Here is a 24,823-nt window from a genome sequence, read left to right on the forward strand (position 1 = left end):
CCGGCGGCTTGTAGGCTGGTCCGGTGTCAGACTCCGAAAAGCCTACCCTTCTCGTGATCGACGGCCATTCACTGGCGTTCCGGGCCTTCTACGCCCTGCCGGTGGACAGCTTCGTCAATCGGGAGGGGCAGCACACGAATGCCATCCACGGCTTCATCGCGATGCTGATCAATCTGCTGCAGCAGCAGAAGCCGACCCACCTCGCGGTGGCGTTCGACGTCTCCCGCGCCTCGTTCCGCACGCGCGAATACCCCGAGTACAAGGGCACCCGTGGCGAGACCCCGCCCGAGTTCGCCGGCCAGGTTCCGCTCCTCGAAGAGGCTCTGCACGCGATGAACATCCAGACCATCGCCAAAGAGGACTACGAGGCCGACGACATCCTGGCCACCCTGGCGCGCCGCGGCGTCGAGGAGGGCTATCGCGTGCTCCTGGTCTCGGGCGACCGGGACACCATCCAGCTCGTCACCGACGAGGTCACGCTGCTCTACCCGAATGTCCGCGGCGTCTCCGAGCTGAAGGTCTACGATCCGGTCGCCGTGCGCGAGCGCTACGGCGTCGAGCCGCACCAGTACCCCGAGATCGCGGCGCTGGTCGGTGAGACCAGCGACAACCTGATCGGGATCGACAAGGTCGGCGAGAAGACCGCTGTCAAATGGGTGCAGCGGTACGGCACGGTCGAGAACATCGTCGCGCACGCCGGCGAGATCGCAGGCGTGGTCGGCCAGAACCTCCGCGACCAGCAGGAGAACGCCCTCCGCAACCGCCGCCTCAACAAGCTCCTGGACGATGTGGAGCTGCCCGTCGGCCCGTCGGCCCTCGCTCGGCGGCCCCTGGACGAGAACGCCGTGCGCGACATCTTCGCGCGCCTGCAGTTCAAAACGCTGCTCGACCGTTTGCTGAAGACCGCCGCCGAGGACGGGATGCTCGAGGGAGCGGCCGCCCTCTCCGGCACCGGCGACGCGGGTGCGGCGACGACGGCCCCGCCTGTTCGTGTGTTCGTGGGCGAGGAGCTCGCGCACTGGCTGTCGGCGGCTTCCGCGGAGGGCGGGTCCGTCGCCGTCCAGCTGGAGGTCGGCCCGGCGGGGAAGCACGGTCCTTCGCTGGTCGGCTTCGGGCTCGCCACCGCCACCGCCACTGTCTACGTGCCCTGGGATGACGCGAGCCACGACGCCGCAGCGCTCACGGAGTGGCTCGCGAGCCCGGCCCGGAAGTGCTTCTTCCACGCCAAACCCCAGCTCAAGACCCTCCTCCGCGCCGGTTTCGCCGTGGACGGCCTCGCCTTCGACACTCGCATCGCCTCCTGGCTCGTGAAACCGGGATCGGCGCCGCAGTCACTCGCCGAGCAAGTGTGGGAGGTGCTTGGCGAGACGCTGCCGGTGTCCGACCCGAACCAGCTCGTCCCGCTCGCCGACGCGGTGAGCCCTGCGACCGAAGCCTGGTTCGTCCGGCGCGTCGCAGACGGCCAGGCCACTACCCTGGACGAGCGCACTCGCGCGGTTCTCGACGAGATCGAGCTGCCCCTGGTCGCCGTGCTCGCCGAGATGGAGCTGGACGGCGTCGCGATCGACGCGGCGGCGCTCACCCGCCTGCGCGATCGGCTGACGGGCAAAGCCAGCGATCTCGCGGCCCGAGCGTACGCCGAGATCGGGCACGAGATCAACCTCGGCTCGCCCAAACAGCTCCAGCAGGTGCTGTTCGAGGAGCTCGGGATGCCGAAGACCCGCTCGATGAAGACCGGCTATTCGACGGACGCGGCCTCCCTCACCGATCTGCAGGAGAAAAGCCCGCACCCCTTCCTCGGCCTGCTTCTCCAGCATCGCGACGCCACCAAGCTGAAGCAGATCGTGGAGACGCTGGAGCGCTCGGTCACCGGCGACGGCCGCATCCACACCACGTACGATCAGACCGGCACCTCGACCGGTCGGATCTCCTCCAACGACCCGAATCTGCAGAACATCCCGATCCGCACCGAGGAAGGCCGCGAGATCCGCTCGTCGTTCGTCTCGGGCGGCGAGTACGAGACACTGCTGACGGCGGACTACTCGCAGATCGAGATGCGCATCATGGCGCACCTCTCGGAGGACCCTGGCCTCATCGAAGCGTTCAACGCCGGTGAAGACCTGCACCGCTTCGTCGGTTCCCGCGTTTTCGGGGTTCCGCCCGAGGAGGTCACCCCGCTCATGCGGACCAAGGTCAAAGCGATGTCCTACGGCCTCGCCTACGGGCTCAGCGCTTTCGGGCTCTCCAAGCAGCTTCGCATCGAAACGTCCGAGGCGCGAGAGCTGATGACCGGCTACTTCGAGCGGTTCGGAGCCGTGCGCGACTACCTCCGCAACGTGGTCGAGCAGGCGCGCGTCGACGGCTTCACCGAGACGATCTTCGGCCGCCGCCGTCCGTTCGCCGATCTCACCTCGACCAACCGCGTTTTGCGTGAGAACGCCGAGCGTCAGGCCCTCAACGCGCCTATCCAAGGTTCGGCGGCCGACATCATGAAGCTCGCCATGCTCGGGATCGCCGGCGACATGAGTGACCAGCGGCTCGGCTCGCGGATGCTCCTCCAAGTCCACGACGAGCTGATCTTCGAAGTCGCGCCGGGCGAAGGGGATGCTCTGGAAGCGATCGTCCGCGCCCGGATGGCCGGCGCCGCCGATCTCCATGTGCCCCTCGACGTCCAGATCGGGCGCGGCTCGACCTGGGACTCCGCCGCCCACTGAGCCGCTCGCACTCGCCCGGCGGTCGTTTAGGCTCGGAGCATGACCAACGCAGACAAGCGCGAGCCCACGCCGGTCGACGCGATCGCGGAGGAGTGGGTCGACACCCAATTGGAGCTGTTCCCCGAGTATCACGTCTGGCTCGGCCAGTCTGGCCGCGAGGGCGAATACGGCGACTACTCACCCGCCGGAGCGGAGCGGGCCACCGCGAAGGTCAAGGAGACTCTCGCCCGCATCCAGGCCGCGGAGCCCGTCGACGAGGTCGACCGGATCACCAAGCTCGATCTGACCCGCGACCTGCAACTGCGGATCGAGAAGAACGAGGCGGGCTTCGCTCAGCGCGACCTCAACGTCATCGCGTCGCCGGCTCAGGAGCTGCGCGACATCTTCGATCTCGTGCCGACGGAAACCGAGGAGGACTGGGCCAGCGTCGCCAAGCGCTTGCACAATCTGCCGGCGGCGATGGACGGCTACATCCAGACCCTCCGCAGCGGGATCGCCGCGGGCAATGTCCCGGCCATCCGCCAGGTGCGCGAGGTTCTGACCCAGGCCAACAAACAGGTCGCGACCAGCGGATTCTTCTTCGCGTTCACCGGCGCGGCGAAGGCCGGCGACGCGGAGCTCCCCGCATCGCTGAAGGCCGAGCTGGCCGCCGGTGCGGAGGAGTCCGCCGCCGCTTACGCCGCTCTGTGCTCCTTCCTCCGCGATGAGCTCGCCCCGCACGCCCCGGAGAAGGACGCCGTGGGCCGCGAACTCTACGCGCTCGCATCCCGCGACTTCCTGGGAGCGACGGTCGACCTCGACGAGACCTACGAGTGGGGCATCGAGGAGCTCGCGCGCATGGTGGCCGAGCAAGAGTCCATTGCGAACGAGATCAAGCCTGGCGCGTCCGTGCTCGAGGCGATCGCCTTCCTCGACGGCGATGCGAGCCGCAAGCTGCACGGCACGGACGCGCTCCGGACGTGGATGCAGGAGACCAGCGACCGCGCGATCGAGGAGCTCGGCTCGTCCCACTTCGACATCCCGGCGGAGATCCGCCGTCTCGAGTGCATGATCGCCCCCACGCAGGAGGGCGGGATCTACTACACCGGCCCGAGCGACGATTTCGCGCGCGCTGGGCGGATGTGGTGGAGCGTCCCCGAGGGCGTCACCGAGTTCGACACCTGGCGCGAGCTGACGACCGTCTACCACGAGGGCGTTCCTGGCCACCACCTCCAGATCGCCCAGGCGACCTGGAACAAGGCGCAGCTGAACTCCTGGCGCCGCATCGCGGGAACCTCCGGTCACGCCGAGGGGTGGGCGCTGTACGCGGAACGCCTCATGGAGCAGCTCGGCTACCTCGACGACCCGGCCGACCGGCTCGGGATGCTCGACGGCCAGCGGATGCGCGCCGCCCGCGTCGTGCTCGACATCGGCGTCCACCTCGAGAAGCAGCTCCCGGACGGCTCCCGTGCCTGGACCGGCGAGGACGCGTTCGCGTTCCTCGGCCGGAATGTGAACATGAACGCGGGGTTTGTGCGCTTCGAGGTGAACCGCTACCTCGGCTGGCCGGGTCAGGCGCCGTCGTACAAGATCGGTCAGCGCATCTGGGAGCAGCTGCGCGACGAGTGTGCCCGCCGCGACGGCGCCGCGTTCGACATCAAGGCGTTCCACAAGAAGGCACTGGACATCGGCGGCGTCGGCCTGGACACGCTGACCTCGGCACTCCTGGATTGACGCTTCCGGGGCGACCTCGCTGTTCCGCGCTCGGGGCGGGCGCCAGCGCTTCGGCGGGGCACGCCTGCGCGACGTGCTCCCCGAGCGGGAACCGGCGCTCCGTGACCTCGCGGGTGCCCAGCTTGCCGCATCCTGCGCCGCCTGGGTAGACTGGATTGTCACTCATGTGACCTTTCTATCCGCCGCCGTTCGCGGAAGACCACACAGTGTGTTCGCGTCCGGCCCGAATTCTGTCCATTATGGAGCATTCACTACATGACAACCGCAACGACCGACAAGGCGCCGAAGCAGGTCGCCGTCAACGACATCGGGTCCGCCGAGGACTTTCTTGCCGCGGTCGAAAAGACACTGAAGTTCTTCAACGACGGCGACCTCATCGAGGGCACCGTCGTCAAGATCGACCGGGACGAGGTGCTCCTCGACGTCGGTTACAAGACCGAGGGCGTCATCCCCTCGCGTGAGCTTTCCATCAAGCATGACATCGACCCCACCGAGGTCGTCGACGTTGGCGACACCGTCGAGGCGCTCGTTCTCCAGAAAGAGGACAAAGAAGGCCGCCTCATCCTGTCCAAGAAGCGCGCGCAGTACGAGCGCGCGTGGGGCGATGTGGAGAAGATCAAGGAGGCCGACGGCGTTGTCACCGGCACCGTGATCGAGGTCGTCAAGGGCGGGCTCATCGTCGACATCGGCCTGCGCGGCTTCCTGCCGGCGTCGCTCATAGAGCTGCGCCGCGTCCGCGATCTGACTCCGTACCTGGGCCAGGAGATCGAGGCCAAGATCCTCGAACTCGACAAGAACCGCAACAACGTGGTCCTGTCGCGTCGGGTTCTGCTCGAGCAGACCCAGTCCGAGTCGCGCACCACGTTCCTCAACAACCTGCACAAGGGTCAGGTCCGCAAGGGCGTCGTCTCCTCGATCGTCAACTTCGGCGCGTTCGTCGACCTGGGCGGCGTGGACGGGCTCGTACACGTCTCCGAGCTGTCCTGGAAGCACATCGAGCACGCCTCCGAGGTCGTCGAGGTCGGCCAGGAGGTCACCGTCGAGATCCTCGAGGTCGACCTGGACCGCGAGCGCGTCTCGCTGTCCCTGAAAGCGACTCAAGAAGACCCGTGGCAGGTCTTCGCCCGCACCCACGCGATCGGTCAGGTCGCACCGGGCAAGGTCACCAAGCTGGTTCCGTTCGGCGCCTTCGTCCGCGTCGCGGACGGCATCGAAGGTCTGGTCCACATCTCGGAGCTCTCCGGCAAGCACGTCGAACTCGCCGAGCAGGTCGTGTCGGTCGGCGAAGAGGTCTTCGTCAAGGTCATCGACATCGACCTGGAGCGCCGCCGCATCTCGCTCAGCCTCAAGCAGGCGAACGAGGGCGTCGACCCCGAAGGCGCCGAGTTCGACCCGGCCCTCTACGGCATGGTCACCGAGTACGACGAGCAGGGGAACTACAAGTACCCCGATGGCTTTGACGCGGAGACCAACGAGTGGAAAGACGGGTTCGACACCCAGCGCGAGGAGTGGGAGCAGCAGTACGCCGCGGCCCAGGCTCGCTGGGAGGCGCACAAGCGCCAGGTGGCGAAGGGGCTCGAAGAGGCCTCAGCCGACGCCGGCAGCGCCTCCTACTCGAGCGAGACCGGTGCCGGTGGCACCCTCGCCGACGACGAGTCCCTCGCGGCTCTGCGCGAGAAGCTCAGCTCCAGCAACTGAGTACGTCTCTCGCCGTGGGCGGGCGGGCGGTGTGTCCTCTGCCTCGCCGCGTAGGCTGGCGGGGTGCAGCTGATCGGACTCACGGGCGGGATCGCCTCTGGAAAATCGACCATCGCCTCCCGTCTCGCCGAACTCGGCGCTGTCGTGGTGGACGCCGACCGCATCGCCCGCGAGATCGTGGAGCCCGGAACCCCTGCTCTCGCCGAGATCCGCCGTGCGTTCGGGGACGGGGTGATCGCCCCCGATGGCGGCCTCGACCGGCCCGCGCTGGGCTCGATCGTGTTCGGCGACCCGGCGGCGTTGCAGATTCTCAACGGCATCACGCACCCCGCCGTGCTGCGCGAATCCACGGCGCGCTTCGAGGCCGCCGCCGCGGCCGATCCCGACGCCATCGTGGTGTACGACGTGCCGCTGCTGGTCGAGTCGGCCAACCGGTACCCGTTCGATCTCGTCGTGGTGGCCCACGCCGATGCCGCCACGCGCGCGCGCCGCCTGGTCGAGCTGCGGGGGATGGACGCCGCCGAGGCCGAACGCCGGATCGGCTCGCAGGCCTCCGATGCGGAGCGTCTGTCCGCGGCTGACCATGTGATCCACACGGGTGGGACGCTGGAGGAGACCCGACGGCAGGTCGACGCCCTGTGGGGGCGCCTGCGCGGCTGAGGCGGTCGCGCACGGCGCCCGTTCCGCTCTGAGCGCACGGTGGCCGCGATGTCGGCGGTCCTTCCTAGACTGGGATCATGGAACCCACCCGTGTCGTCCGTCCGTTCGAGGTCGTCAGCGAGTATCAGCCGAGCGGCGATCAGCCACAGGCGATCGCAGAGCTCGCGGGCCGTATCACCGCGGGGGAGACGGACGTGGTGCTGCTGGGGGCCACCGGCACCGGCAAATCGGCGACGACGGCGTGGCTCGTGGAGGCGGTGCAGCGGCCGACCCTCGTGCTCGCCCACAACAAGACGCTCGCCGCTCAGCTCGCGAACGAGTTCCGCGAGCTGCTGCCGAACAACGCCGTCGAGTATTTCGTGTCGTACTACGACTACTACCAGCCCGAGGCGTATGTCCCGCAGACGGACACCTTCATCGAGAAGGACTCCTCGATCAACGCGGAGGTGGAGCGGCTGCGGCACTCCACCACCAACTCGCTGCTGAGCCGCCGGGATGTCGTGGTGGTCTCCACCGTCTCCTGCATCTACGGCCTCGGCGCGGCGGAGGAATACCTCGAGGCGATGGTCGCTCTGCAGGTGGGTCAGAACGTCGGCCGCGATCAGCTCATCCGCCGGTTCGTCGCTATGCAGTACGAGCGCAACGACGTCGATTTCTCGCGGGGGAAGTTCCGTGTGCGCGGCGACACGATCGAGATCATCCCGGTCTACGAGGAGCACGCTGTGCGCATCGAGCTGTTCGGAGACGAGATCGAGGCGCTCTACTCGCTGCACCCGCTCACCGGCGAGGTCCTGGCCCGGATGGATGCCGTGTCCGTGTTCCCGGCGACCCACTACGCCGCGAGTCCCGCGACCATGCAGCGAGCGATCGGCACCATTCAGACCGAACTGCACGACCGTCTGGTGGAGCTGGAGCGCGAGGGCAAGCTGCTGGAGGCGCAGCGCCTCCGGATGCGCACCCAGTTCGACCTCGAGATGATGGAGCAGATCGGTTTCTGCTCGGGCATCGAGAACTACTCGCGCCACATCGACGGCCGTGCGCCGGGGGAGGCCCCGCACTGCCTCCTGGACTACTTCCCCGACGACTTCCTCGTCGTGATCGATGAGTCGCACGTCACCGTTCCGCAGATCGGCGCGATGTACGAGGGCGACGCTTCCCGCAAGCGCACACTCGTGGAGCACGGCTTCCGGCTTCCGAGCGCGATGGACAACCGGCCGCTGCGCTGGAACGAGTTCAAGGAGCGCGTCGGGCAGACCGTCTACCTCTCGGCCACCCCCGGCCAGTACGAGCTGGGCATCGCCGACGGCGTCGTGGAGCAGATCATCCGTCCGACCGGGCTGGTCGACCCGCAGATCGTCGTCAAGCCGACCAAGGGACAGATCGACGATCTGCTCGAAGCGATCCGGGCGCGGGCGGAGCGCGACGAGCGCGTGCTCGTCACCACGCTGACGAAGAAGATGACCGAGGAGCTCACCGACTTCCTCGCCGAGGCCGGGGTCAAGGTCCGCTACTTGCACGCGGACGTCGACACGCTCCGCCGGGTCGAGCTCCTCACCGAACTGCGCTCGGGTGTGTTCGACGTCCTCGTCGGCATCAACCTCCTGCGCGAGGGACTCGACCTGCCGGAGGTGTCGCTCGTCGCGATCCTGGACGCGGACAAAGAGGGCTTCCTCCGCTCGTCGACGTCGCTCATCCAGACCATCGGCCGCGCCGCCCGGAACGTCTCCGGTGAGGTCCACATGTATGCCGACGTTCTCACCGACTCGATGAAGAAGGCCATCGAAGAGACCAGCCGCCGTCGCGACCTGCAGGTGGAGTACAACCGCGTCAACGGCATCGACCCCCAACCGCTCCGCAAACGCATCGCCGACATCACCGACATCCTCGCCCGCGAGGAGGCCGACACCGCCTCGATCCTCGCCGGACGGGACCAGAAGCGGAAGAGCCCCACCCCCTCTCTCCGGTCTGGCGGGATCGCGGCGCAGGGTGCGGCCGAACTCGAGTCGCTGATCGCCGACCTCAACGCTCAGATGCTCGCCGCCGCGGGCGAGCTGAAGTTCGAGCTGGCGGCGCGACTGCGCGATGAACTGTCGGACCTCAAGCGCGACCTGCGGCAGATGGAGAAGGCCGGCCACCTGGGCTGACTCCGCCACGGTCACCGCGTGGCGCGCGACGGCCGACTGACGCCGAGGGGGTCGACGGTTGCCGGCACTGTGCCATCGTCGAGGATGCAGGGTCGCGACATCCTCGGTCGATCCCGGCCCATCCCGGCCGCGGAGCGGCGAATCTCCTTCGCCGAGGCTCGATCAGGCTGGGCCGCACGCTTTCAGCAGCGGTCCGAACCCCGTATCGCGCGGCTATCGCTCGGTTTCGGTGTCGAGGTGCGCGAAGGGGCGGTCGTGGAGGTGGCGCATATCGCATGATGAGGCCGGCTGCGATGAGGGCGCAGCCGAGGGGGATCGCGATGAATCGGATGGCGCTGGTCAGAATGCTGATGACGCCGAACAGGGCCTGTCCGGAGGGCTCGTTGAAGATGACCATGTTCGAGATGATGTCGCCACTGAGGATGAGGATGACCGCGCCGACGGACGTGATGACGATCCCGGCCTGGAGGGTGTGTTTCGGGGTCCGCTGAGTCATTCGTGGTCTCCTCGTTCGTGTGTCGATCCGTATATCCTCGCGCAGTATTCTCGGATCACGCGGGCGTGGGCGGTGACCATCGCATCGAAGGTCTCCGCCGAGACCCTCTCGGCTTTCAACTCGTCTCCCACGCGTTGGACGATGCCGAGGATGCCCGGGTACGCGTTCCGGCTCCCCTCGGTGAGAGCGGGACCTCGGCGGGTTCGAACACGGAGGCGTGGATCGCGCTGGTGACATAAGCGCTGCACATTCCCAGTGCCTCGTGCTCCGGGCTCAGAGAGAGACACGGTCGCCGTCGCCTGTTGTGACCGATACGCCCGTCCGGTTCTCGGGCAGAGGAGTCCGATGGCGGCGCAGAGCGCCGATCGGAGGCGTCGGTGATCGTCTCTGGCCGGCCGGGGAGAGAATGTCGGAGGTTGCCCGTACGCTCGCCCTGTCATCACAGCGTGCGCCGAACCCGATAGGATCGAACAAAACTTCGAACGGTCTGCCGGGCTCGAGCAGCTGCACGTGGGTGCGCGCTGGGCGAACAACGGTCGCAGTCCCAGGGGAATAAGCGGAGAATGGAACGAGTGAGCACTCAGGGTACCGGCAACATCGGCAAGGTCACGGGTTCGCATCTCAGTGTGCGCGGCGCGCGGGTACACAACCTGAACAATGTGGACCTGGAGATCCCGCGCGATTCGATGGTCGTGTTCACGGGCCTCTCCGGGTCGGGGAAGTCCTCGCTGGCGTTCGACACGATCTTCGCGGAGGGTCAGCGGCGGTACGTCGAGTCGCTGTCCGCGTACGCCCGGCAGTTCCTCGGCCAGGTGGACCGTCCGGATGTGGATTTCATCGAGGGGCTCAGCCCGGCGGTGTCGATCGACCAGAAATCCACGAACCGCAACCCGCGCTCGACGGTCGGGACGATCACCGAGATCTACGACTACATGCGGCTGCTCTGGGCGCGTATCGGCGTGCCGCACTGCCCGGTCTGCGGCGAGAGGATCCAGCGGCAGACCGTTCAGCAGATCGCCGATCAGCTGATGGAGGTGGAGCCCGGCACCCGCTATATGGTGGTCAGCCCGGTCGTCTCCCAGAAGAAGGGCGAGTTCGTCGATCTCTTCAAGGAGCTGGCGGCCAGCGGCTACTCGCGAGCGCTGGTGGACGGCGAGCCTGTGCAGCTGAGCGACCCGCCCACTCTCAAAAAGCAGTACAAACACGACATCTCGGTCGTGGTGGACCGTCTGGTGGCAGGCCCTGACATCCTGGGACGGCTCACCGACTCGCTGGAGACCGCGCTGCGGCTGACGGATGGGCTGGTGCAGGTCAACTTCGTCGACCGCGAGGGCCCGGAGGCGTGGCAGAGCTTCTCCGAAAAGCTCTCCTGCCCGAACGGCCACCCCCTCCAGCTGACCGAGATCGAGCCGCGGACCTTCTCGTTCAACGCGCCGTTCGGCGCGTGCCCGGAGTGCTCGGGCCTCGGCACCCGGATGTCGGTGGACGACGAGCTGCTCCTCGGCGACGAGAACCTGAGCATCGCCGAGGGTGTCATCGTCCCCTGGACGACGCAGGGCAAGGGCCTCTTCAGCTACTACGAGAAGCTGCTCGACGGCCTGGCGCGTGACCTCGGGTTCTCGCTCACGACGCCGTGGAGAAGACTGCCGCAGAGCGTGCGGGACGCCGTGCTGCACGGCGACAACTTCGACGTCAAGGTGCGGTGGAAGAACCGCTACGGTCGCGAGATGTCCTACACCTCGGGCTTCGAGGGCGTGGTGCCCTATATCGAGCGCCAGTACCTGCAGGCCGAGACGGACACGCAGCGCGCCCGGTGGGCCGAGTATCTGCGCGAGGTGCCGTGCCCCGTCTGCAAGGGGAAGCGCCTGAAGCCGGAAGTGCTCGCCGTGCTCATCCACGGCAGCTCCATCGCCGACGCGGCCGAGCTGAGCCTCGGCGACGCGCGCGGCTTCATGGAGAAGCTGCACCTGACCGAGCGGGAACAGAAGATCGGCGCCCAGGTGCTGCGAGAGATCAAGATCCGGCTCGACTTCCTCATCCAGGTCGGTCTCAGCTACCTCGACCTCGCACGGGCGGCGGCGACGCTCTCCGGCGGCGAGGCGCAGCGCATCCGCTTGGCGACGCAGATCGGCTCCGGACTGACGGGCGTGCTCTACGTGCTCGACGAGCCGAGCATCGGGCTGCACCAGCGCGACAACCGCCGGCTCATCGACACGCTCGTCGCCCTGCGCGACCTCGGCAACACGCTCATCGTGGTCGAGCACGACGAGGACACGATCCGCACTGCGGACTGGATCGTGGACATCGGCCCCGGCGCGGGCGTGAACGGCGGGCACGTCGTCCACTCGGGCTCCTATGCCGATCTCGTGGAGAACACCGCTTCGCTGACCGGGGACTACCTCTCCGGGCGTCGCGAGATCCCCGTCCCGCCGAAGCGCCGCACGATCGACAAGAAGCGGATGCTGAAGGTCGTGGACGCCACGGCCAACAACCTCCAGAAGGTGACCGTCGACTTCCCCCTCGGGGTGTTCGTCGCGGTGACCGGCGTCTCCGGCTCGGGCAAATCGTCGCTCGTGAACGACATCCTGTACCGCGTGCTGGCGAACAAGCTCAACGGCGCACGCAAGCTGCCGGGGAAGCACCGCACGGTCACCGGGCTCGACAACCTCGACAAAGTCGTCCACGTCGACCAGGCTCCGATCGGCCGCACCCCGCGCTCGAACCCGGCGACCTACACCGGGGTGTTCGATCGCATCCGGAACCTCTTCGCGGAGACGCCGGAGGCGAAGACGCGTGGGTACCTGGCCGGCCGGTTCAGCTTCAACGTCAAGGGCGGCCGCTGCGAGGCCTGCTCGGGCGACGGCACGATCAAGATCGAGATGAACTTCCTGCCCGATGTCTACGTGGCGTGCGAGGTGTGCGGGGGAGCGCGCTACAACCGCGACACCCTCTCGGTCCACTACAAGGGCAAGAGCATCGCCGAGGTGCTCGACATGCCCATCAGTGAGGCGGCCGAGTTCTTCGAGCCGATCTCGGCCATCCACCGCTATCTCAAGACGCTGGTGGAGGTCGGGCTCGGCTATGTGCGACTCGGCCAGAGCGCGACCACGCTCTCCGGCGGCGAGGCGCAGCGCGTCAAACTCGCGACCGAGCTGCAGCGCCGGTCGAACGGCCGCAGCGTCTACGTCCTCGACGAGCCGACGACGGGGCTGCACTTCGAGGATGTCCGCAAGCTCCTGCTGGTGCTGAACGGTCTGCTCGACAAGGGCAACACCGTGATCACCATCGAGCACAACCTCGACGTCATCAAATCGGCCGATTGGATCATCGACATGGGTCCCGAGGGCGGCACGGGCGGCGGCACGGTCGTCGCGACCGGGACGCCCGAGCAGGTCGCGGAGGCGCTGGGCAGCCACACCGGGCACTTCCTCAAGGAGATCCTGCAGGGCGAGACGTCGGCCGCGCAGGGCGCCGCTTAGGACTCCCGCCGTGGCAGACACCGTCAGCTACCGGCCCAAGGCCGGCGAGATCCCGACCCAGCCGGGCGTGTACCGCTTCCGTGACAAGACGCGCCGCGTGCTCTACGTCGGCAAGGCGAAGAATCTGCGCGCGCGGCTGAGCAACTACTTCCAGCCCCTGCGCAGCCTGCACGAGCGCACCCGGCGCATGGTCACGACCGCCGCGAGCGTCGAGTGGACCGTCGTGGGCAGCGAGTTCGAGGCGTTGCAGCTGGAGTACACCTGGATCAAGGAGTACAACCCGCCGTTCAACGTGCAGTTCCGGGACGACAAATCGTATCCGTATCTGGCGGTGACGCTCGGCGAGCGCATCCCACGGGTCATGGTGACGCGCAACCGGAACACGAAGGGCGCGCGCTACTTCGGCCCGTACATGAAGGTGTGGGCCATCCGCGATACGGTGGACCTCATGCTCAAGGCGTTCCCGGTCCGCAGCTGCTCGGACGGCGTGTACCGCCGAGCGGAGCTCACCGGCCGGCCCTGCCTGCTCGGAGACATCGGCAAGTGTGCCGGCCCCTGCGTGGGCCGGGTGACGCCCCCGGAGCATCGGAGGCTGGCCGAGGACTTCGTCTCCTTCATGGCGGGCGACGACAGCGCATACATCCGCGACCTGACGGAGAAGATGAAGCAGGCAGCGGGCACGATGGACTACGAGGCGGCCGCGCGGCATCGCGACGCGATCCAGGCGTTGGAGGCCGCGATGGGCAAAAGCGCCGTCGTGCTCCAGGACAACGTCGACCTCGACGCTTTCGGCATCGCCCACGACGAGCTCGCCGCGGCCGTGCAGCAGTTCATCGTCCGTGGCGGGCGCATCCGCGGTGTGCGCAGCTGGGTGGTCGACAAGGAACTGGATGTCGAACTCGGCGAGCTGATCGAGACCGTCATGCAGAACGCCTACGAGGGGGCGGATGCGCCGCCGCGGGAGATCCTGGTGCCGGTTCTCCCGGACGATGCCGCCGAGCTGGGGCAGTGGCTCACCGCCCGCCGGCACGAGAACAGCGGCGGCGGTGTCAGCGACCCGTCGGCGACCCGCGGCCGGCTGAGCGGGCGGGTCGAGCTCAAGGTGGCCCAGCGCGGCGACAAGGCCGCCCTCGCGCAGACCGCGGAGATGAACGCGAAGAACGCTCTTGTCCTCTACAAGACCCGCCGCAGCTCCGACTTCGTCGCGCGGTCGAAGGCGCTCAGCGACATCCAGGACGCCCTCGGGATGGAGGACGCTCCGCTCCGCATAGAGTGCTACGACGTCTCCCACCTGAGCGGAACGAACATCGTGGCGTCGATGGTCGTGTTCGAGGACGGGCTCCCGCGCAAAGATCAGTACCGCCGGTTCAGCATCCCCGAGTCGGCCGACGACACCGAATCCATCTACCAGGTGATCTCCCGGCGGCTGGCGTACCTGCGCGAGGAGCCGTCCGTCGAGGTGCTCCCCCCGGAGAACGGCGACGACCCGGGGACCGGCGTGGACGCGGAGGCCGCCGAGGCCGCGGAGAGGCGTCGCAAGAAGTTCGCGTACCCGCCGAACCTCCTCATCGTCGACGGCGGCCAGCCGCAGGTGGCCGCCGCCCGCCGGGCGCTGGAGGAGTCCGGTGTGTCCGGCGTCCAGCTGGCCGGGATCGCCAAACGCCTGGAGGAGGTCTGGCTGCCCGGCTCGGACTTCCCCGTCATCCTGCCCCGCAACAGCGACGCGCTGTTCCTCATCCAGCGCATCCGCGACGAAGCGCACCGGTTCGCGATCGCCTACCAGCGCGCCCGGCGGAAGCGCGATATCACGACCGTGCTGGGGGAGATCCCGGGGCTCGGCCCCGCGCGCGTGAAGGAGCTGCTGAAGCATTTCGGTTCGGTCGCACAGCTGAGGCGGGCGGCGCCCGAGGAGATCGCCGAGGTGCGCGGGGTCGGCCCCAGGCTCGCGGCGGCGGTGTTCGAGCGGCTCGCGGACCGCTGAGGTCACCGCCGGGAGCGCGAATGGACATCGTGGCCGCCGCGTTCACTCAGTAGGCTGGGGGCCAGACCCGCGAAGAAGGAGCATCCGTGACGAGCGACGTCGAGACCACCGCCGAGCAGCAAGAAGTGCTGATCGTCACCGGAATGTCGGGGGCGGGCCGCTCCACGGTCGCCAACGCCCTGGAGGACCTCGACTGGTACGTGGTCGACAATCTGCCGCCGCAGATGCTCCGTCCGCTCATCGAACTGGCCAACCGGGCCGAGTCGGGACTGCCGCGCATCGCGGCCGTGGTGGATGTCCGCGGCCGCAACTTCTTCGCCGACCTGCAGGAGATGATCCAGTCCCTGCGCGAGGGCACGAAGGTGCGCGTCCTGTTCCTGGAGGCTGCGGACGCCACCCTGGTCCGGCGCTTCGAGCAGGTGCGCCGGCCGCACCCGCTGCAGGGCAACGGCACGCTCCTCGACGGCATCACCGCCGAACGCGCCCGGCTGCGGGAGATCCGCGAGTCCAGCGACATCATCGTGGACACGAGCGACCTCAACATCCACCAGCTCGCCACCAGCATCACCGACACCTTCGCGGACGAGAACACCGCAGGCGTCCAGGTCACCGTCATGAGCTTCGGCTTCAAGTACGGTCTCCCCGCGGACGCCGACCTCGTCGCCGACGCCCGGTTTCTGCCGAACCCGTTCTGGAAGCCGGAGCTCCGGCCGCACACGGGGCTCGACGAGGTCGTCCGGGACGACGTCTTGCAGCAGACCGGCGCCGAGGAGTTCATCGAGGGCTACCTCGCGGCGTTGCGGCCGATCTTCGTCGGATATCAGCGGGAGAACAAGCGGCACGCCACGATCGCGGTAGGCTGCACGGGAGGGAAGCACCGTTCGGTCGCGATTGCGGAAGAGCTCGCTGCACGGTTGAGAATCCTTCCCGGTCTCGCGGTGAGCACCAAACACCGTGATCTGGGCCGTGAATGACGTCGGCCGCCTCCCCCACGGCGTGACCCGCGCCGTCTCCACAGAAAAGGAATCCGATTGGCTCTCACCGCCGACGTCAAAGACGAGCTCACGAAGGTCGAGGTCAGCAAGACGACCGTCCGGGCCGCTGAGCTGGCCACCATCCTCAGGTTCTCCGGCGGCCTGCACCTGATTGGCGGCCGGATCGCGGTCGAGAGCGAGCTCGACACCCCCGAGCTGGCGCGCCGCGTGCGCAAGGACCTCGCGGAGCTCTACGGCGTTCGCAGCGATGTCTCGGTGATCTCGGCTTCCTGTGTGCGCCGCGCCAGCCAGTACCTCGTCCGCGTGCTCGACGGGGGCGAGACGCTCGCCCGGCAGACCGGTCTGCTCGACGCGCGCCGCCGGCCGATCCGGGGTCTCCCGAACCGCCTGACCACCGGCTCCCGCGAGGAGCTGGCCGCCGTATGGCGTGGTGCTTTCCTCGCGAGCGGCTCGCTGACCGACCCGGGCCGTTCCGCAGCGCTGGAGGTCACCTGCCCGGGCAACGAAGCCGCGATGGCGCTCGTGGGCGCCGCCGGCCGGATCGGCGTGGCGGCCAAGGCCCGGGAGGTCCGTGGCGTGCATCGCGTCGTCATCCGCGACGGCGAGGCGATCAGTGCGATGCTCGTCCAGATGGGCGCGGCGCAGACGGTCTCCAACTGGGAGGAGCTGCGCCAGCGCCGCGAGGTGCGCGCGACGGCGAACCGTCTGGTCAACTTCGACGACGCCAACCTCCGCCGTTCGGCGCAGGCCGCCGTCGCTGCCTGCGCGCGAGTGGAGCGGGCGCTGGAGATCCTCGGCGACGACATCCCGGAGCACTTGCAGTATGCCGGACGGCTGCGCCTCGCCCATCGCGACGCGAGCCTGGACGAACTCGGTCACTACGCCGATCCGCCCATGACCAAGGACGCTGTGGCCGGCCGTATCCGCCGTCTCCTGGCGATGGCCGACAAGCGCGCGTCGGATCTGGGCGTCCCCAGCACGGAGGCCAGCCTTCCCGCGGACTTCGACGACGAGGTGTAGCCTCCGGGAAGCAACCCGCGGCGGCCGGCGTTGCTCTCACTAGACTGACAACGTCGCTCGAATCAATTGGAGATGAGTAATGGCTGACTACACGCTCGCCGATCTTCCCTATGACTATTCGGCCCTCGAGCCGAACATCAGCGGTCGGATCATGGAACTGCACCATGACAAGCATCACAAGACCTATGTCGACGGTGCGAACACCGCCCTCGTCAAGCTCGCCGAGGCCCGCGATGCGGACGACCTCACCTCCGTGAACAAACTGCAGAAAGACCTCGCCTTCAATCTGGCCGGTCACGTCAACCACACGGTTTTCTGGAACAACCTCTCGCCGGAAGGCGGGGACAAACCGGAGGGCGAGCTCGCGGCGGCGATCGATGAGTTCTTCGGATCGTTCGACAAGTTCCGCGCACACTTCACCGCTTCCGCCCTCGGCATCCAGGGCTCCGGCTGGTCGATCCTCGCCTGGGACTCGCTGGGCCAGAAGCTCATCATCGAGCAGCTGTACGACCACCAGGCCAACCTCGCGGCGGCGACCATCCCGCTGCTCCTGATCGACATGTGGGAGCACGCCTTCTACCTCGACTATGTCAATGTGAAGGCGGATTACGTCAAAGTGTTCTGGAACATCGTCAACTGGGCCGATGTCGGCCAGCGCTTCGCCCGGGCGCGTCAGAGCACCTCGGGTCTGCTGGTACTCTCATAGCTGAGAGGCGTCCCGGGAGGGTCCCTCCCGGGACGCTGTCGTCCGCCCACCACACAACACATCGCGCCTCCGGCGCCCCTTTCAAGCAAACGGGAGACATCTGTGTCCGTCAAGATCGGTATCAACGGGTTCGGTCGCATCGGTCGTAACTACCTTCGCGCGGCCCTCGCCAAGGGCAGCGGTGTCGAGATCGTCGCGGTGAACGACCTCACCGACAACAAGACGCTCGCCCACCTGCTCACGTACGACTCCACCACCGGCCCCCTGGACGCCACGGTCGAGCTCGACGGCGACAGCATCGTCGTGAACGGCAAGCCGATCACGGTCCTCGAGGAGCGTGACCCGGCCAACCTCGGCTGGGGCGACCTCGGCGTCGACATCGTCGTCGAGTCGACCGGCCGCTTCACCAAGGCCGCCGACGCCAGGAAGCACCTCGAGGCCGGCGCCAAGAAGGTCATCATCTCGGCCCCCGCCAGCGGTGAGGACGGCACATTCGTCCTCGGTGTGAATGAGCAGGGCTACGACCCGGCGAACCACCACATCATCTCGAACGCTTCGTGTACCACGAACTGCCTCGCGCCGCTCGCGAAGGTGTTCAACGACACTTTCGGCATCGAGCGCGGCTTCATGATGACGGCCCACGCGTACACGGCGGACCAGAACCTTCAGGACGGCCCGCACAGCGACCTGCGTCGCGCTCGTGCCGCGGCGGTGAACATCGTTCCGGCGTCGACGGGCGCGGCCAAGGCCATCGGACTGGTGCTTCCGGACCTCCAGGGCAAGCTGAGCGGCTCCTCCTACCGCGTCCCGGTCCCCGTCGGCTCCATCGTCGACCTCACGCTCATCACGGGCCGTGACGACCTGACGGTCCAGGAGATCAACGCGGCCTACGCCGCGGCGGCCGCCGAAGGCCGGCTCGCCGGCATCCTCCAGTACACGGAGGACCCGATCGTCTCCAGCGACATCCAGGGCAACCCGCACTCCTCGATCTTCGACTCCGAGCTGACGAACGTCAGCGGCAACCTGGTCAAGGTCTCGAGCTGGTACGACAACGAGTGGGGCTACTCCAACCGTCTCGTCGACCTGACCGAGTACGTCGCCGAGCGTCTCTAAGCCCGGGAACCGTATCGTGGCGCTCCGCACCCTCGATTCACTCGGTTCGTTCGCGGGAAAGCGCGTCGTCGTCCGGTGCGATCTGAACGTCCCCCTGAAGGACGGGAAGATCACGGACGACGGCCGCGTGCGAGCCTCCGTGCCCACCCTCGACGCCCTGATCAACCAGGGCGCGAAGGTGGTCGTCCTCTCGCATCTGGGCCGTCCCGAGGGCGCCCCGGATGCGAAGTACAGCCTGGCCCCGGTGGCTCAGCGGCTCTCCGAACTTCTCGGCAAGCCGGTGACCTTCGCCCGTGACACCGTGGGCGGCGGCGCCGAGGAGGCCGTAGCCCGCCTTGAGGACGGCGATGTCGCTCTCCTGGAGAACCTCCGCTTCAACCCGGGTGAGACCAGCGAAGACGAGTCCGAGCGCGTGGCCTTCGCGGCCAAGCTCGCGGCCTTCGGCGACGCTTTCGTCTCCGACGGCTTCGGCGTCGTCCACCGCAAGCAGGCGAGCGTCTACGAGCTGGCCAAGGCGCTCCCGAGCGCCGCGGGCACGCTCATCGCGACCGAGCTCGACGTGCTCGACCGTCTCACCGAGAATCCCGAGCGGCCCTACGCGGTCGTGCTCGGCGGCTCGAAGGTGTCGGACAAACTCGGCGTCATCGGCCACTTGCTGCCGCGCGTCGACTCGCTGCTCATCGGCGGCGGGATGCTGTTCACCTTCCTCGCCGCGCTCGGCCACAGGGTCGGCTCCAGCCTCCTCGAGGCGGACCAGATCGACACCGTCAAGGGCTACCTGGAGCAGGCGGAGCAACGGGGCGTGGAGATCGTGCTGCCGCGGGATGTCGTGGTCGCCTCCGCCTTCGGCGCGGACGCGGAGCACAGTGTTCGTCCCGTCGACGGCATCGAGGACACCGACTGGGGCGCCTCCGGTCTCGGCCTGGACATCGGGCCGGAGACCGCGGAGGTGTTCTCGGAGTACATCCGCGCCGCGCGCATGGTGTTCTGGAACGGCCCGATGGGCGTGTTCGAGCTGGCCCCGTTCGCGGCCGGCACCAAGGCCGTGGCCCAGGCGCTCACCGAGGTCGACGGTCTCGGCGTCGTCGGGGGCGGCGACTCGGCCGCGGCGGTTCGTTCGCTCGGCTTCTCGGACGACCAGTTCGGCCACATTTCTACCGGTGGCGGTGCGAGCCTCGAATTCCTCGAGGGCAAGCGCCTGCCGGGTCTGGAGGTTTTGGGATGGCAGCAGTGAGCGATGTCGTGACATCGAGTGTGCGGCGTGTGCCGCTCATCGCCGGCAACTGGAAGATGAATCTCGACCACCTCCAGTCCATCGCGGTCGTGCAGAAGCTCGCTTGGACGCTCAAGGACGCCGGTCACGACTTCGGCGCGGTCGAGGTGGCGGTCTTCCCGCCGTTCACCGATCTGCGCAGCGTGCAGACGCTGGTCGCGGCCGACAAACTCCCGATCGCGTTCGGCGGCCAGGACGTCTCCGAGCACGACTCGGGCGCCTACACCGGCGAGATCGCCGCGTCGTTCCTCGCGGCGCTGGAGACCCGCTATGTGATCATCGGCCACTCGGAGCGGCGCACGCTGCACGACGAGACGGACGAGCAGGTCGCGGCGAAGACCGCGCAAGCGGTCAAGAACGGCATCGCGCCGATCGTCTGCGTCGGTGAGACGGCCGAAGACCTGGAGAAGCACGGCGCGAGCGCCGTTCCGGTCGCCCAGCTGCGCGCGGCCCTCGCAGGCATCGACTCGGCGGCTGACTTCGTCGTCGCGTACGAGCCTGTCTGGGCCATCGGCTCGGGCCAGGCGGCGACGCCGGAACAGGCCGAGCAGGTCGCCGCGGCGCTCCGCGCTGTGATCGCGGAGGCACTGGGCGATGAGGTCGCGGCGAAGACACGCATCCTCTACGGCGGTTCGGTGAAGTCGGGCAACATCGCCGGCTTCATGCGCGAGCCGAACGTGGACGGTGCCCTCGTCGGCGGTGCGAGCCTCGACGTCGCCGAGTTCGCGGCGATCATCCGGTACCAGAAGCACGTGGTCTGACGCGGCCGACCAGTTATACTGGTCCTTGGTTTTCGTCGGGAACGGTCCGGCGCAGTGAAAGGGAAAGCGTGCAGATTCTCCAGGTCGTACTGCAGGTGCTGCTGGGGATCACCAGTCTCCTGCTGACGCTGCTCATCCTGTTGCACAAGGGCCGTGGCGGCGGTCTCTCCGACATGTTCGGCGGTGGCGTCACCTCCAACCTCGGTGCGTCGGGGGTCGCGGAACGGAACCTCAACCGGATCACCGTCATCCTGGGCCTCATCTGGATCGTGTGCATCGTGGTCCTCGGTCTCATCACCAAGTTCAGCGCCTGACGGCGCGCACCCTTTTCACCAGAGGAGTATCAGTGGCATCCGGAGGAAGCGCCATTCGCGGTTCGCGTGTCGGTGCGGGGCCGATGGGGGAGCAGGACCGCGGTTTCCACGCGGACCGCATCGCTATCTCGTATTGGGACGCGCTCGGAAACGAGACCGTGCGCTATTTCGCGGCGAACCTGCCAGACGAAGAGATTCCGGAGGTCATCGATTCGCCGTCCACCGGTCTGCCGGCCGGTCGCGACAAGGAGAACCCGCCGTCGGTCGCCAAAGCCGAGCCGTACAAGACGCACCTCGCCTATGTGAAGGAGCGTCGTTCGGAGGAAGAAGCGGAACAGCTTCTGGAAGACGCGCTGAACCAGCTTCGCGCCCGCCGTGGGAAGCTCACCAGCACCTGACACTGCGCGGCACCACGAAGCCCCCGCCGGTCTGGCAGAACGAACAGACCGGCGGGGGCTTCTCTCGCAGCGCGGGCTAGTAGCTCGGTGTGATGAGGTTCTCGGGGACGTCCACGGCGGCATCCAGGTCCACGAAGAACACGGTGCGTTTGCGGCCCTTGGCACCCGCGACCGGCACCTCGGTGTAGCTCGCACCCGCGAGGGCGAGGCCGAGGGCGCTCGCTTTGTCACTGCCGGCGAGCACCAGCCAGATCCGGTCCGAAGCGTTGAGCACCGGACGGGTCAGGCTGAGGCGCCGCGGCGGCGGCTTGGGCGCCTCGCGCTCGGCGATCACCGTTGCCTCCGTCTCGCGGATGCCGGGGCGGTCGGGGAACAGCGAGGCGATGTGGCCGTCGGGCCCGACACCGAGGAAGGTGATGTCGAACCTCGGGAAGAGCTCGCCTTCGGGAGCGAAGGCCTCCAGCTCGGTCGCGAACACGCGCACGGCCTCGTCGATGTCCGGGATGTCGTCCTCGGCCGGGAACGGGTGGATGTTCTCCGCTGGAACGTCCAGGTGGTCGAGGAGCGCCTCGCGCGCCTGACGCTCGTTCCGATCCCGGCTCGCGCGCTCGACGAAGCGTTCGTCGCCCCACCAGAAATGCACCTTCGACCAGTCGATCGTGTCGCGGGCGGGGGAGGCGTTCACCGCCTCGAGCACCGCGATGCCCATCGCGCCGCCGGTGAGAGCGATATTGGCCTCGTTCCGATCGTCCAGGATGTCGATCGTCTTCGTGAGGAACCGCGCCGCCACCGAGGCCGTCAGGGCCTCCTTGTCGGGGTGGACAAGCACCCGTCGTTCGTTCGTCATGCTGTCGTGCCCACTCCTTCGTCCGAGGTCTCGAGAAGACCGAGACCCTTCGTGATCACCTCGCCGTAGAGGTCGTCCGGGTCCAGCCTACGCAGTTCTTCCGCGAGACAGTCCCGGAGGCTGCGGCGCGGCAGCGCGAGGTCGTGGCTGGGCTGACCGGGCTGGGAGAGACGCGCCACGTTCGGCGCCTCGCGCTCCAGCTCGATCGTGCCGGACGACCGCTCCATCTGGACACCGTGGATGCCGCCGGAGCCGACCGCGCGCGAAGCCAGATCGTACTGCACCGGAATCCGCAGTTGCAAGCGCAACCAGGCGGCGAGGAGGAGAGTGGAGGGGGAGTCGGCCGCCCCGGCCACCTCGACGCCCCGGATGGGCTCGTAGGGCGGCTGGTCGAGAACGGCGGCCAGCTGGGCCCGCCACAGCGTGAGACGGGTCCAGGCGAAGTCGGTGTCGCCCGGCGCATAGGTCTCGGCCAGCCCGGTGAGCGCCTCCTGCGGGTTCGGCTGCGCGGAGGCGTCCGTGATCCGGCGGGTGGCGATGCGGCCGAGAGGCGAGCGCGAGACCTTCGCGGGTGCGATGCCGGGCCACCAGACGACGACCGGGGCGTCCGGGAGGAGCAGGCCGGTGACCAGTCCCTCCTCGTCGCTTGCGGTCTCGCCGTAGGCGCGCAGCACGATGACCTCGCTCGCACCGGCGTCGCCGCCGACGCGGATCTGGGCGTCCAGCCGGCCATCGTCGTTCGCCGAGCGCTCCTCTTCGGTCGAGACCACGATGACGCGCATCGGGTGTTCGCGGGAGGCGTCGTTGGCGGCCTCGATGGCCTCCTCCTCCTGGCCCAGATGGGTGGCGATGATCAGGGTCAGGACCCGCCCGAGGGCGACGGCGCCGCCCTCTTCGCGGATCTTGACCAGTGTCTTCGAGATGTTGCTGGTGGTGGTGTCGGGAAGATCGACGATCACGGACGTCTCCAAACGCGGCCGTCGCGAGCGAGCAGCTCGTCGGCCGACTTCGGGCCCCAGGTTCCGGGGCGGTACTGCTCGGGCTGGCCCTGGGCGGCCCAGAACTCTTCGATCGGGTCGAGGATCTTCCAGGAGAGCTCGACCTCCTCGTGGCGGGGGAAGAGCGGCGGATCGCCGAGCAGCACATCGAGGATGAGCCGCTCGTAGGCCTCGGGGCTCGCTTCGGTGAAGGCGTGGCCGTAGCCGAAGTCCATGCTGACATCGCGCACCTGCATCCCGGCGCCGGGCACCTTGGAGCCGAAGCGGATCGTGACGCCCTCGTCCGGCTGGACGCGGATCACGAGTGCGTTCTGGCCGAGTGCGCTGGTCTGCGACTCCGCGAAGAGCTGCTGCGGAGCGCGTTTGAACACGACGGCGATCTCGGTGACACGGCGGCCGAGGCGTTTCCCGGCGCGCAGGTAGAACGGGACGCCCGCCCAGCGCCGGGTGCCGATGTCGAGCTTGATGGCTGCGTAGGTCTCGGTGGCGGAGCGCGGGTTCATCCCGTCCTCCTCCAGGAATCCGACGACCTTCTCACCCCCCTGCCAGCCGCTGGAGTACTGCCCGCGAGCGGTCGCCTTCTCCAGGTCTTCCGGCAGGCGGACGGCGGCGAGCACCTTCTCTTTCTCGGACCGGAGGTCTGTCGCGTTGAACGAGATGGGCTCTTCCATCGCGGTGAGCGCGAGCAGCTGCAGCAGGTGGTTCTGGATGACGTCCCGGGCCGCGCCGATGCCGTCGTAGTAGCCGGCCCGGCCGCCGACGCCGATGTCCTCCGCCATCGTGATCTGGACGTGGTCGACGTAGTTGGCGTTCCAGATCGGCTCGTACAGCTCGTTCGCGAAGCGCAGCGCCAGGATGTTCTGAACCGTCTCTTTGCCGAGGTAGTGGTCGATGCGGAACACCGAATCCGGCGGGAAGACGGACTCGACGACGTGGTTCAGTTCGCGCGCTGTCGTCAGGTCGGAGCCGAACGGTTTCTCGATGACGACGCGACGCCATCCCGTGCCGGACTGGTCGGCGAGCCCCGAGGTGCGCAACCGCTCGGTGACGAGCGGGAACGCCTTCGGCGGGATCGAGAGGTAGAACGCGTGGTTGCCCATCGTGCCACGCTCTTCGTCCAGCGACTCGACGGTCTCCTTGAGGCGCCGGAACGCCTCGGCGTCGTCGAACTCGCCGGGGACGAAGCGGATGCCCTGGGCGAGCTTCTTCCAGACGTCGTCGTCGAACGGGGTTCTCGCGTACTGCTTGACCGCGTCGTAGACGACCTTCTCGAAGTCCTGATCCTCCCAGTCGCGCCGGGCGAACCCGACGAGCGAGAATCCGGGAGGCAGCAGACCGCGGTTCGCGAGATCGTACACGGCCGGCATCAGCTTCTTGCGCGACAGGTCGCCTGTGACACCGAAGATGATGAGACTGCTCGGACCAGCGATGCGGTTCAGCCGTCGATCGGAGGGGAGCCGGAGCGGATTGAACTCTGGGGTGATGTCCACCGGTGGCAAAAGTGTGATCTCCT

18 protein-coding genes are annotated in these 24,823 nt (G+C 67.9%); 15 read left to right on the top strand and 3 right to left on the bottom strand.

What is annotated here, in order from left to right:
- The first annotated feature begins 23 nt into the window (after positions 1-23).
- The 15 genes from polA (at position 24) to O159_RS05710 (ending at position 21,465) form a co-directional block, all read left to right on the top strand.
- Positions 24-2,714, top strand: coding sequence for a DNA polymerase I (polA, locus tag O159_RS05635; protein ID WP_043993551.1), 2,691 nt, complete (start codon positions 24-26; stop codon positions 2,712-2,714).
- Between the two features lie 39 nt (positions 2,715-2,753).
- Positions 2,754-4,427: a DUF885 domain-containing protein gene (locus O159_RS05640; RefSeq protein ID WP_021754780.1), complete on the top strand. Its 1,674-nt coding sequence runs from the start codon at positions 2,754-2,756 to the stop codon at positions 4,425-4,427.
- A gap of 255 nt (positions 4,428-4,682) precedes the next feature.
- On the top strand, positions 4,683-6,125 hold the full coding sequence (rpsA, locus tag O159_RS05645; RefSeq protein WP_021754781.1) for a 30S ribosomal protein S1: 1,443 nt from the start codon (positions 4,683-4,685) through the stop codon (positions 6,123-6,125).
- A 63-nt stretch (positions 6,126-6,188) separates the two neighbouring features.
- A complete protein-coding gene (gene coaE, locus O159_RS05650; protein WP_021754782.1) occupies positions 6,189-6,785 on the top strand; it encodes a dephospho-CoA kinase in 597 nt (198 codons plus the stop codon).
- Between the two features lie 77 nt (positions 6,786-6,862).
- Positions 6,863-8,929, top strand: a complete 2,067-nt coding sequence (uvrB, locus tag O159_RS05655; protein WP_021754783.1) for an excinuclease ABC subunit UvrB — start codon at positions 6,863-6,865, stop codon at positions 8,927-8,929.
- A 1,068-nt stretch (positions 8,930-9,997) separates the two neighbouring features.
- A complete protein-coding gene (gene uvrA / locus O159_RS05665) occupies positions 9,998-12,904 on the top strand; it encodes an excinuclease ABC subunit UvrA (protein ID WP_021754785.1) in 2,907 nt (968 codons plus the stop codon).
- 10 nt (positions 12,905-12,914) lie between these two features.
- Positions 12,915-14,885 (top strand): excinuclease ABC subunit UvrC, encoded by a 1,971-nt coding sequence (gene uvrC / locus O159_RS05670; RefSeq protein ID WP_021754786.1) that lies wholly within the window; start codon positions 12,915-12,917, stop codon positions 14,883-14,885.
- Positions 14,886-14,971: 86 nt separating this feature from the next.
- On the top strand, positions 14,972-15,859 hold the full coding sequence (rapZ, locus tag O159_RS05675) for an RNase adapter RapZ (protein WP_021754787.1): 888 nt from the start codon (positions 14,972-14,974) through the stop codon (positions 15,857-15,859).
- Between the two features lie 57 nt (positions 15,860-15,916).
- Positions 15,917-16,900 carry a DNA-binding protein WhiA gene (gene whiA, locus O159_RS05680; protein WP_021754788.1) on the top strand — a complete coding sequence of 328 codons (984 nt, stop codon included), beginning with the start codon at positions 15,917-15,919 and terminating at the stop codon, positions 16,898-16,900.
- A gap of 79 nt (positions 16,901-16,979) precedes the next feature.
- The gene (locus tag O159_RS05685; protein WP_021754789.1) at positions 16,980-17,606 is read left to right on the top strand and encodes a superoxide dismutase; all 627 of its coding nucleotides are present in this window, start codon (positions 16,980-16,982) and stop codon (positions 17,604-17,606) included.
- Between the two features lie 102 nt (positions 17,607-17,708).
- Positions 17,709-18,719 (top strand): type I glyceraldehyde-3-phosphate dehydrogenase, encoded by a 1,011-nt coding sequence (gap, locus tag O159_RS05690; RefSeq protein WP_021754790.1) that lies wholly within the window; start codon positions 17,709-17,711, stop codon positions 18,717-18,719.
- A 16-nt stretch (positions 18,720-18,735) separates the two neighbouring features.
- Positions 18,736-19,953, top strand: coding sequence for a phosphoglycerate kinase (locus tag O159_RS05695; protein ID WP_021754791.1), 1,218 nt, complete (start codon positions 18,736-18,738; stop codon positions 19,951-19,953).
- On the top strand, positions 19,941-20,753 hold the full coding sequence (gene tpiA, locus O159_RS05700) for a triose-phosphate isomerase (protein ID WP_043993554.1): 813 nt from the start codon (positions 19,941-19,943) through the stop codon (positions 20,751-20,753). Before O159_RS05695 ends, tpiA begins: the two co-directional genes overlap by 13 nt.
- Before the next feature lie 68 nt (positions 20,754-20,821).
- Complete coding sequence (gene secG, locus O159_RS05705) at positions 20,822-21,067, top strand: preprotein translocase subunit SecG (protein WP_011185999.1); 246 nt, start codon at positions 20,822-20,824, stop codon at positions 21,065-21,067.
- 32 nt (positions 21,068-21,099) lie between these two features.
- Positions 21,100-21,465 carry an RNA polymerase-binding protein RbpA gene (locus O159_RS05710; protein WP_021754793.1) on the top strand — a complete coding sequence of 122 codons (366 nt, stop codon included), beginning with the start codon at positions 21,100-21,102 and terminating at the stop codon, positions 21,463-21,465.
- 76 nt (positions 21,466-21,541) lie between these two features.
- Here the strand turns inward: O159_RS05710 and pgl are convergent, their stop codons facing one another.
- The 3 genes from pgl to zwf are packed head-to-tail and all read right to left on the bottom strand — an operon-like array spanning position 21,542 to position 24,809.
- Positions 21,542-22,312 (bottom strand): 6-phosphogluconolactonase, encoded by a 771-nt coding sequence (gene pgl / locus O159_RS05715; RefSeq protein WP_021754794.1) that lies wholly within the window; start codon positions 22,310-22,312, stop codon positions 21,542-21,544.
- Entirely contained in the window at positions 22,309-23,271 is a 963-nt protein-coding gene (locus O159_RS05720) for a glucose-6-phosphate dehydrogenase assembly protein OpcA (RefSeq protein ID WP_043993556.1), read from the bottom strand. Before O159_RS05720 ends, pgl begins: the two co-directional genes overlap by 4 nt.
- Positions 23,268-24,809: a glucose-6-phosphate dehydrogenase gene (zwf, locus tag O159_RS05725; protein ID WP_043993557.1), complete on the bottom strand. Its 1,542-nt coding sequence runs from the start codon at positions 24,807-24,809 to the stop codon at positions 23,268-23,270. The genes O159_RS05720 and zwf overlap by 4 nt, the downstream gene beginning before the upstream one ends.
- Positions 24,810-24,823 lie beyond the last annotated feature (14 nt).

This window comes from Leifsonia xyli subsp. cynodontis DSM 46306, from assembly GCF_000470775.1.
Classification (GTDB): Bacteria; Actinomycetota; Actinomycetes; order Actinomycetales; family Microbacteriaceae; genus Leifsonia; species Leifsonia cynodontis.

Coding starts and splice junctions, on each gene's coding strand:
- O159_RS05685 (WP_021754789.1), top strand. CDS start 16,980: ATGGCTGACTACACGCTCGCCGATCTTCCCTATGACTATTCGGCCCTC.
- tpiA (WP_043993554.1), top strand. CDS start 19,941: ATGGCAGCAGTGAGCGATGTCGTGACATCGAGTGTGCGGCGTGTGCCG.
- rpsA (WP_021754781.1), top strand. CDS start 4,683: ATGACAACCGCAACGACCGACAAGGCGCCGAAGCAGGTCGCCGTCAAC.
- pgl (WP_021754794.1), bottom strand. CDS start 22,312: ATGACGAACGAACGACGGGTGCTTGTCCACCCCGACAAGGAGGCCCTG.
- O159_RS05640 (WP_021754780.1), top strand. CDS start 2,754: ATGACCAACGCAGACAAGCGCGAGCCCACGCCGGTCGACGCGATCGCG.
- uvrB (WP_021754783.1), top strand. CDS start 6,863: ATGGAACCCACCCGTGTCGTCCGTCCGTTCGAGGTCGTCAGCGAGTAT.